Source organism: Pseudoduganella sp., from assembly GCF_041914865.1.
Taxonomy (GTDB): Bacteria; Pseudomonadota; Gammaproteobacteria; order Burkholderiales; family Burkholderiaceae_D; genus Rugamonas.
Window position 1 is genome coordinate 41,174 of record NZ_JAYSCO010000042.1, and the last position, 8,124, is coordinate 49,297.

An 8,124-nucleotide genomic window follows, 5' to 3' on the forward strand; every position below is an offset into this window, starting at 1 on the left:
GTCTGGGGCAAGGTGCTGCCATCGTATTGGAGCGGCAATTAACACATCGTTTTGGCCCGCTGCCGCAGACCGTCAAGAGGAAGCTCGCCAAAGCCAGCCTGGAACAGCTTAGCGCCTGGAGCGAAACCATCCTGGACGCGCAATCGCTGCGCCAGGTGTTCAAATAAAAAAAGGGCGCCCGAAGGCGCCCTTTTCCGAATCCAATACCGAAGTATCGATTACGCTGCTGGAGCCGCTTTGCGGTTCGGCAGTTTTTCCTTGATACGTGCGGACTTGCCCGAACGCTCGCGCAGGTAGTACAGCTTGGCGCGACGTACGTCACCACGACGCTTCACTTCGATCGAAGCGATCAGCGGGGAGTACAGCTGGAAGGTACGCTCAACGCCTTCGCCGGACGAGATCTTACGAACGATGAAGTTCGAGTTCAGGCCGCGGTTACGACGAGCGATCACAACGCCTTCGTAAGCCTGGGCGCGCTTGCGGGTGCCTTCAACCACGTTCACGTTAACGACCACAGTGTCACCAGGGGCGAACTCAGGGATGTTCTTGCCCAGGCGAGCGATTTCTTCTTGTTCCAGTTGCTGGATCAGGTTCATTTCATGCTCCTATAACCATCTTGCCGGCGCTATCAAGGATGCCCGGTAGAGGATGGGGTTAAACACGGCAGGCAACATGCCTGCCACGGTACTACAACGGGTTTACAAACCCGCCAAAAACTTTTCATCCTTCTTCGAGAGCAGGCCCGCCTCGCGCGCCTTCACCAGCAGGTCGGGCCGCTTCCGCGCCGTCGCTTCCAGCATGCGCTCACGGCGCCACTTCTCGATTTCGGCATGGTTGCCGCCCAACAGGACCGGGGGCACGCTCACGCCTTCGTAATTCTCTGGCCGCGTATAGTGCGGCGAATCCAGCAAGCCGTTGACGAACGAGTCCTCGACGGCGGAAGCATCGGTATTCAGCACGCCGGGCAGCTGGCGCACCACGGCATCCATCAGGGCCATGGCAGGCAGCTCGCCGCCGGACAGCACGAAATCGCCGAGGCTGATTTCCTCATCCACGCAACGGTCCAGCAAACGCTGGTCCACTGCTTCGTACCGGCCGCACAGGATGACGAGGCCGGGTTCCTGCTTCAACTGCATCACGCGTTCATGCGTCAGCTGCTTGCCTTGCGGCGACATGTACACCACGCGCGGCGCCGGCAGGCCGGACACCACCTGGCGCTGTTTCGCAGCCTGGATGGTTTCCTCCAGCGGCTTGGCCAGCATCACCATCCCCGGGCCGCCGCCGTATGGGCGGTCATCCACGGTGCGGTGGTTGTCGGTGGTGAAATCGCGCGGATTCCACAGCGACAGGCCCCAGCGCTTCTGCTCGAACGCACGGCGGGTCACGCCGGACTGCGTCAACGCAGCGAACATCTCGGGGAACAGGGTAATGACGTCGAATTGCATTGTGTCGGTTCCGGATTAGTAATCCAGGCCCCAGTCCACGATGATTTGCTTCGCGTCCTTGTCCACCTTGATAACGTACTGACTCACAAACGGGATCAGGCGCTCCTGCGCCTTACCTTCAGCCTCGTATTCGACGCGCAGGATGGACTGTGGCCCATTGCTCATCAAATCCGCGACCGTGCCAAGGCTTTCGCCCTGTTGATTCTGAACCGCCAGGCCGAGCAAGTCGCCCCAGTAGTATTCATCTTCTTCCAGCTGCGGGAAGTCGGCGCGGGAGACGAAGACTGCGGCACCTTTCAGTGCTTCCGCCTCGTTGCGGTCCGTCATGCCGACGATGGTAGTAACAACGTCGCCACCATGCAGCTTAGCCCGCTTGACCTCAACGTCACGCAGGCTTGGCTTATCGAGCCACCAGGTGGTGGCATGCAGCAGCGCATCTGCCTCGGTGGAGAAGGGTCGGACACGGACCCCGCCGGTGATGCCATAGGCACCAGAAACAAAGCCAACCTGAACCAGGTCAGCCGGGGCTTGCGCCCCAGATGCGGTCTTGCTGCTCAAAGCTGAAATTAAGCAGCTTTCTGGCCAGCGACCAGCTTGGCAACAGCTGGGGACAGCTGCGCGCCAACGCCTTGCCAGTAAGCCAGACGGTCAGCAGCAACGCGGAAGGTTTCTGCTTGGCCGGTAGCCATTGGGTTGTAGAAGCCGATACGTTCTACGAAACGGCCGTCACGACGATTGCGGGAATCGGTAGCAACGATGTTGTAGAAAGGACGCTTCTTGGCGCCACCACGGGACAGACGAATAACGACCATAATATTTCCAAAAAAGAGTGCTGAGTCGGATAAAGCCGCAAATTATAGCGCGCTTTCACTCCGACCGGCAAGATTAATCAAATTGGTGGGGATTTGGACAGTCCGTGATTATCCCCCGTTCCTGCCTCGGCGGCAACAGCTTTGTTGTGCGATACTGCCGGTTTTTCGGACTTTACGGCAGCAAACATGTCTGTTTTACACAAAAACAAAACCGTGGCCACCCTGCTCGCCTCCGTTACCGGCGGCCTTGGCCTGCACCGCTTCTACCTGCGCGGCCTGGCAGATACCTGGGGCTGGCTGCACGCCGCCAGCCTGCTGGGCGTCGCCGCCGTGTTCGCCATATGGCCAAAAGCCGACCCCTACTTCCTGCTCCTGCCCCTGATCCTGTCGATCCTGGTCGGCTTCCTCGAAGCGCTGGTGCTCGGCCTGATGCCTGACGAAAAATGGGACGCCACCTTTAATGCCGGCAGCGGCAAGCAAAGCCAGTCCAAATGGCCGCTCGCCGTCGTCCTGGTCGCCACCCTGATGGTCGGCGCCTTCAGCCTGATCGGCGCTATCGCCCGCCTGTTCGACCTGCTCTACACCGGCGGCGCTTACGGTTGAGCTGCCGCAACGTCTTGTCACAATTATGCATTCCAAACGGAAACTGTTGACCTATACTTCCAGTCACCACAACCGTTTTTGGAGAACACAATGAAATTAACTAAATTCCTCTTGCCAGCCATCCTGGCTGTAACGGTTACCGGCGCCTATGCGCAACCGAAGAAAGTTTGTGCTGAATGCGGCACCGTGACCGCGATTAAGGTCGTCGAAAAAGACGGCGAAGGCGGCGCTACCGGCATGATCGCCGGCGGCGTAGCCGGCGCCCTGCTGGGCAACCAGGTCGGCGGCGGCAGCGGCAAGACCATCGCCACCGTGGCTGGCGCCGCCGGCGGCGCCTACGCCGGCAAGCATATCGAAGGCAAGATGAACAAGGTCAAGGAATGGCACGTGACCGTCAAATACGAAACCGGCAAAACCGGCAGCGTGGTGCTGAAGGAAGACCCGCACCTGCGCAATGGCGACAAGGTCAAGCGCAGCAACGGCCGCCTGGACCGCATCTAAGTCCGGCGCGACAGCAGTAAGCCCATCCCCGCGCCGGCCAGCAGGCCGGCGCAAATCCGATTGAAGATCCGTTTGCCGCGCGGCTGCGCAAACCAGCGCTGCATGCGCGCCCCCATCCAGGCGTAAGCCGCCAGCGCCACTACCTCCAACAGCAGGAACAACAAGCCCAGCACGAAGAACTGCGCGCCCACCGGGCCTGCAGGATCGACGAATTGCGGCAGGAAAGCCGTAAAGATCAGGATTGCTTTCGGGTTGCCTGCGGCGACCAGGAACTCCTGCCGCGCCAGCGCCAACCAGCCGGCGGCAGGTGCGCCCCCGCCGCCTTCGCCCTCGCCGGGCTGCGCGCGCCACAGCTGCCAGGCCAGGTAGAACAGATAAATCGCGCCTGCCGTCTTGATCCCATAGAACAGCATTTCCGATGTATGCAGCACCGCCGCCAGGCCGGCCGATGCCAGTGCGATCATGCCGGCAAAGGCGACCAGGCGCCCGACGCCCGCCAGGCAGGAGCGGCGAAATCCATAGCGCGTGGCATTGCTCACTGAGAGCAGGTTGTTCGGGCCCGGCGCCATATTCAGGGCGAAGCAGGCGGGCACAAACAGCAGCAGCGTGGAAGCATCCATGTTTCGACTCCAGTGCAGGAAATTTAGTTAATATACAACGCCGCCAGCGCCACCGCGCGCGGACCACATTCGAGGAGATGGGATGAAGTTTATAGCAGGACTGGCCGCCCTGTCGGCGTCGCTGGCGCTCTCGCTGGCGCAGGCGCAGACGCTGGCGATCACCATTGACGACGGCCCGGATACGCGCAGCACGCCGCATATGAGCGCGCCGCAGCGCAACCAGGCGATGCTCGACGCGCTGGCCCGGCACAAGGTACAGGCAGCGCTGTTCGTGACCAGCGGCCATGGCGCCAACACGCCGGACGGCATGCAGCTGCTGCGCGCCTGGAGCCAGGCCGGCCACGCCATCGGCAACCACACCGTGAGCCACCCCGACCTGCACAAGGTGGACCTGGCAAGCTACCAGCAGGAAGTGCTGGAATGCGACCGCCTGATCCGCACCCTGCCGGGCTACCAGAAGTGGCTGCGCTTCACCTACCTGCGCGAAGGGAACACGCCGGAAAAGATCGAAGGCATGCGCAGCTTTCTGCGCGAACACGGCTACCGCAATGCGCAGGTCAGCATCGACACCAGCGACTGGCGCCTCAACGAGGCGCTGGAGCAGGTGCTGAAAACAGATCCGGCCGCCGACGTCAGCGCCATCCGCAGCGCTTACCTGGCCCACGTCAGGCAGCGCATGCTGGCCTACCGCGAACTGTCGCACACCCTGCAAGGGCGCGACATTGCGCAAGTCCTGCTACTGCACCATAACCTGATCAACGCCATGTGGCTGGACGATATCCTGGTCCAGGCGAAGGAAATGGGCTGGAAGATCATCCCGCCCGCCGCAGCCTTTGCCGACCCGGTTTATCAGCTGGAGCCGGTGCGCAAAGCCGCCGGGCAAAGCCTGCTGCTGTCGCTGGGCCGCACGCTCGGCCTGGGCTTGACGCCAGGCGGCGAACGCCTGGTGGACGATGGCGACTTCGAAATCGCGCAGCTGCAAGCGCGCGGAGTGCTGCCGCCTCCGGCTCCGGCAGCGGCAAAAAAATAGTCGTCCAATTTTCGGTTGTAGCGCTGGCGGCGGCGCCGATAAGCTCCTGCCATCTTCCACGACTAAAGCAACCAAGCCATGTCCCCATTTTTTTCCGCCACCCCGCTCCTGCTCGCCAATGCCTGGGATGTGCCAAGCGCCCTTGCCGCCGAAAAGGCCGGCTACCAGGCCATCGGCACCTCCAGCGCCGCCATCGCCGCCATGCTGGGTTATGCCGACGGCGAGCAGATGCCCTTCGAGGAACTGCTGCTGGTGGTGCGCCGCATCCGCGCCAGCACCGCCCTGCCCCTCAGCGTGGACATCGAGGCGGGCTACGGTGTCGACAACGCGCACGTGGTGGCCAACGTCGCACGCCTGGCCGCGCTGGGCGTGGCCGGCATCAATATCGAGGACAGCCGCGTCGCCGACGGCCGGCGCGAACTGCTGCCCGCCGCCCAGCTGGCCGAGCGGCTGGCCGCACTGCGCAGCGCCTTCCCGCAGCTGTTCCTCAATGCGCGCACCGACACATTCCTGCTGGGCCTTCCCAACGCGCTGCAGGAGAGCATCGCGCGCGGCCGCCAGTATGCCGCCGCCGGGGCCGACGGGCTGTTCGTGCCGTGCATGACCGCGCCAGGCGATATCGGCGAGCTGGCGCGTACCGTTCCATTGGCGCTGAACGTCATGTGCATGCCGCAGCTGCCGGGTTTCGCCACCCTCGCGCAACTGGGCGTGCGCCGCATCAGCATGGGCAACTTCGTGCATGCCGCCGCCACCGAGCAGCTGCGCCGCATGCTGGATGCCATCCGCAGCCAACAATCCTTCGCCCCACTGTTCGCCGATGAAACTCACTGATCCCGCCGATATCCAGCGCTGCTACCAGGCCCTGGTCGACCGCTCGCCGGAGCACGTGGGCGCTTTCTACGCTGCCGTCAGGACCACGGGCATTTTCTGCCTGCCGACTTGCCGCGCGCGCAAGCCCAAGGCGGAAAACGTCGACTTCTATTCCGACATCAAAGAGCCGCTGGCACTCGGCTTCCGCCCCTGCAAGGTGTGCCGCCCGACGGAGAACGCACCCGACGTGCCGCCGCAGGTGGCGCGCGCGGTGGCCCTGGTGCGCGAACAGCCCAAGCGGCGCATCCAGGACGGTGAGCTGCGTGAGCTGGGAATCAGCCCGGAACTGGTGCGGCGCTGGTTCCAGAAGCATCACGGCTTCAGTTTCCAGGCCTACCAGCGCATGCTGCGCATTAACCTGGCGATGGCGGAGTTGAAGGAGGGCCGCAGCGCAACCGATGTCGCACTAGACAGCGGCTACGAGTCGCTGAGCGGTTTCGCCTACACCTACAAGAAAATGACCGGCGCCGCACCCAGCCAGGCGGCGCAGCAGCTGGTACTGCACCGCTTCCCTACCCCGCTCGGGCCGATGTTCGTCTGCGCCAGCGGCAACGGCGTGTGCCTGCTGGAGTTCACCGACCGGCGCATGCTGGAGACCGAGTTCCGCGACCTGCAGCGCAGCTTCCGGGCGCGCATACTGGCGGGCGAGAATGCGCATACGCGCCAGGCGGTGAGCGAGATCCAGGAATACTTCGCCGGCACGCGGCGTGAGTTCAGCGTGGCGCTCGATGCGCCGGGCAGCGCTTTCCAGCGCAGCGTGTGGGACGCTTTGCGCGCGATGCGGTTCGGGGAGGTGACGCATTATGCCGACCTGGCGCAGCGCATTGGCGCGCCAGGCTCAGTGCGGGCGGTAGCGGGGGCGAATGGGGCGAACCGGATTGCGATCATCATCCCGTGCCACCGGATTATCGGCAAGGATGGATCGCTGACCGGGTACGGCGGGGGATTGGCGCGCAAGGAGTGGCTGCTTGCGCACGAGAGGCAAAACCGGCAAACCGGTGTCTGACCCGCTGGGTCAGACACCGAACTGCCGCTTTAGAACTGCTCGACTTCCAGGCCCAGCACGCCGGCGCTGCCATCGACGATGGCGGCGCGCATGCCGGTGGAGCCGGACAGGATGTGGTCGGCGAAGAAGCGCGCGGTCACGATCTTGGCGTGGTAGAAGGACGCATCGCCCTCGCCCGCCGCCAGCTTCTTCTGCGCCACCAGCGCAGCGCGGCCCATCTGCCAGCCGCCGAACACGATGCCGGCCAGCTTCAGGTACAGCACGGAGCCGGAGAACACGCCCTTGATGTCGGACTTCACATGGGTGACCACGAAGTCGATCACGGCTTCCAGGTCGTCCGCGCCCTGCTCCAGGTGCTTGCGCATGGCGGCGAATTCCGGCGAGTTCACCTGGGCCAGTTCGCCGGCGGTGGCGCGTACCTGCGCCACCAGCGACTTGGCCAGCGCGCCGCCGTCGCGCACCGTCTTGCGGCCGATCAGGTCATTCGCCTGGATCGCGGTGGTGCCTTCATAGATGGTCAGGATCTTGGCGTCGCGGTAGTGCTGCGCCGCGCCGGTTTCCTCGATGAAGCCCATGCCGCCGTGCACCTGCACGCCGTCGCGCGTCACGTTCTCCGACATCTCGGTCGACCAGCCCTTCACGATCGGCACCAGGTACTCGTATACCGCCTGGTTCTGTGCGCGCACCTCGGCGTCGGCGTGATGATGCGCCACGTCGTGGATGCCGGCCGCCACGTAGGCCAGCGCGCGCGCCGCCTCGGTCTGGGCGCGCATCGACATCAGCATGCGGCGCACGTCCGGGTGGTTGATGATGGCCACGCCGGCCGGCGAGCCGTTCAGGTCGCGCGACTGCACGCGCTCCTTGGCGAAGGTGACCGCCTGCTGGTAGGCGCGCTCCGCCAGGCCCACGCCCTGCATGCCGACGCCGAAACGGGCCGCGTTCATCATGATGAACATGTATTCCAGGCCGCGGTTCTCCTCGCCCACCAGGTAGCCGACAGCGCCGCCGTTGTCGCCGAACTGCAGCACGGCGGTCGGCGAGGCCTTGATGCCCAGCTTGTGCTCGATCGACACGCAGTGCGCGTCGTTGCGCGCGCCCAGCGAACCGTCGGCGTTGACCATGAACTTCGGCACGATGAACAGCGAGATGCCCTTCACGCCCGGCGGCGCGTCAGGGGTGCGCGCCAGCACCAGGTGGATGATGTTCTCGGCCATGTCGTGCTCACCGTAGGTGATGA

12 protein-coding genes are annotated in these 8,124 nt (G+C 63.9%); 6 read left to right on the top strand and 6 right to left on the bottom strand.

Annotated features, from left to right (window positions below):
* Window positions 1–20 precede the first annotated feature (20 nt).
* Entirely contained in the window at window positions 21–167 is a 147-nt protein-coding gene (locus ACE3TQ_RS18475; RefSeq protein WP_374583768.1) for a DUF4351 domain-containing protein, read from the top strand.
* A 51-nt stretch (window positions 168–218) separates the two neighbouring features.
* Here the strand turns inward: ACE3TQ_RS18475 and rplS are convergent, their stop codons facing one another.
* From rplS to rpsP, 4 genes are all read right to left on the bottom strand, one after another.
* The gene (rplS, locus tag ACE3TQ_RS18480) at window positions 219–596 is read right to left on the bottom strand and encodes a 50S ribosomal protein L19 (protein ID WP_161024641.1); all 378 of its coding nucleotides are present in this window, start codon (window positions 594–596) and stop codon (window positions 219–221) included.
* Between the two features lie 102 nt (window positions 597–698).
* On the bottom strand, window positions 699–1,445 hold the full coding sequence (gene trmD, locus ACE3TQ_RS18485) for a tRNA (guanosine(37)-N1)-methyltransferase TrmD (RefSeq protein WP_374583758.1): 747 nt from the start codon (window positions 1,443–1,445) through the stop codon (window positions 699–701).
* A 15-nt stretch (window positions 1,446–1,460) separates the two neighbouring features.
* Window positions 1,461–2,003 (bottom strand): ribosome maturation factor RimM, encoded by a 543-nt coding sequence (gene rimM, locus ACE3TQ_RS18490; RefSeq protein WP_374583759.1) that lies wholly within the window; start codon window positions 2,001–2,003, stop codon window positions 1,461–1,463.
* Between the two features lie 8 nt (window positions 2,004–2,011).
* Complete coding sequence (rpsP, locus tag ACE3TQ_RS18495; protein WP_374583760.1) at window positions 2,012–2,257, bottom strand: 30S ribosomal protein S16; 246 nt, start codon at window positions 2,255–2,257, stop codon at window positions 2,012–2,014.
* 186 nt (window positions 2,258–2,443) lie between these two features.
* On the opposite strand from rpsP, the gene ACE3TQ_RS18500 reads away from it, so the two are divergent.
* A complete protein-coding gene (locus ACE3TQ_RS18500) occupies window positions 2,444–2,860 on the top strand; it encodes an NINE protein (protein ID WP_374583761.1) in 417 nt (138 codons plus the stop codon).
* A gap of 90 nt (window positions 2,861–2,950) precedes the next feature.
* The gene (locus tag ACE3TQ_RS18505; protein WP_374583762.1) at window positions 2,951–3,361 is read left to right on the top strand and encodes a glycine zipper 2TM domain-containing protein; all 411 of its coding nucleotides are present in this window, start codon (window positions 2,951–2,953) and stop codon (window positions 3,359–3,361) included.
* Here the strand turns inward: ACE3TQ_RS18505 and ACE3TQ_RS18510 are convergent.
* Entirely contained in the window at window positions 3,358–3,981 is a 624-nt protein-coding gene (locus tag ACE3TQ_RS18510; RefSeq protein ID WP_374583763.1) for a LysE family translocator, read from the bottom strand. The two genes, ACE3TQ_RS18505 and ACE3TQ_RS18510, sit on opposite strands and share 4 nt — an antisense overlap.
* 82 nt (window positions 3,982–4,063) lie before the next feature.
* Between ACE3TQ_RS18510 and ACE3TQ_RS18515 the strand changes: the two genes are divergently transcribed.
* The 3 genes from ACE3TQ_RS18515 (at window position 4,064) to ACE3TQ_RS18525 (ending at window position 6,887) form a co-directional block, all read left to right on the top strand.
* Complete coding sequence (locus tag ACE3TQ_RS18515; protein WP_374583764.1) at window positions 4,064–5,011, top strand: polysaccharide deacetylase family protein; 948 nt, start codon at window positions 4,064–4,066, stop codon at window positions 5,009–5,011.
* A 78-nt stretch (window positions 5,012–5,089) separates the two neighbouring features.
* Window positions 5,090–5,842 (top strand): isocitrate lyase/phosphoenolpyruvate mutase family protein, encoded by a 753-nt coding sequence (locus ACE3TQ_RS18520; RefSeq protein WP_374583765.1) that lies wholly within the window; start codon window positions 5,090–5,092, stop codon window positions 5,840–5,842.
* Entirely contained in the window at window positions 5,829–6,887 is a 1,059-nt protein-coding gene (locus tag ACE3TQ_RS18525; RefSeq protein ID WP_374583766.1) for a bifunctional transcriptional activator/DNA repair enzyme AdaA, read from the top strand. Before ACE3TQ_RS18520 ends, ACE3TQ_RS18525 begins: the two co-directional genes overlap by 14 nt.
* A gap of 29 nt (window positions 6,888–6,916) precedes the next feature.
* On the opposite strand, the gene ACE3TQ_RS18530 is transcribed toward ACE3TQ_RS18525, so the two are convergent.
* The coding region (locus tag ACE3TQ_RS18530) for an acyl-CoA dehydrogenase (RefSeq protein WP_374583767.1) at window positions 6,917–8,124 on the bottom strand (1,208 nt) is incomplete at its 5' end.

Bases quoted from the DNA above. Each gene is read 5' to 3' on its own strand.
- trmD (WP_374583758.1), bottom strand. From the start codon at position 1,445: ATGCAATTCGACGTCATTACCCTGTTCCCCGAGATGTTCGCTGCGTTG.
- ACE3TQ_RS18520 (WP_374583765.1), top strand. From the start codon at position 5,090: ATGTCCCCATTTTTTTCCGCCACCCCGCTCCTGCTCGCCAATGCCTGG.
- ACE3TQ_RS18500 (WP_374583761.1), top strand. From the start codon at position 2,444: ATGTCTGTTTTACACAAAAACAAAACCGTGGCCACCCTGCTCGCCTCC.
- rpsP (WP_374583760.1), bottom strand. From the start codon at position 2,257: ATGGTCGTTATTCGTCTGTCCCGTGGTGGCGCCAAGAAGCGTCCTTTC.
- ACE3TQ_RS18515 (WP_374583764.1), top strand. From the start codon at position 4,064: ATGAAGTTTATAGCAGGACTGGCCGCCCTGTCGGCGTCGCTGGCGCTC.
- ACE3TQ_RS18505 (WP_374583762.1), top strand. From the start codon at position 2,951: ATGAAATTAACTAAATTCCTCTTGCCAGCCATCCTGGCTGTAACGGTT.
- rplS (WP_161024641.1), bottom strand. From the start codon at position 596: ATGAACCTGATCCAGCAACTGGAACAAGAAGAAATCGCTCGCCTGGGC.
- ACE3TQ_RS18525 (WP_374583766.1), top strand. From the start codon at position 5,829: ATGAAACTCACTGATCCCGCCGATATCCAGCGCTGCTACCAGGCCCTG.
- ACE3TQ_RS18510 (WP_374583763.1), bottom strand. From the start codon at position 3,981: ATGGATGCTTCCACGCTGCTGCTGTTTGTGCCCGCCTGCTTCGCCCTG.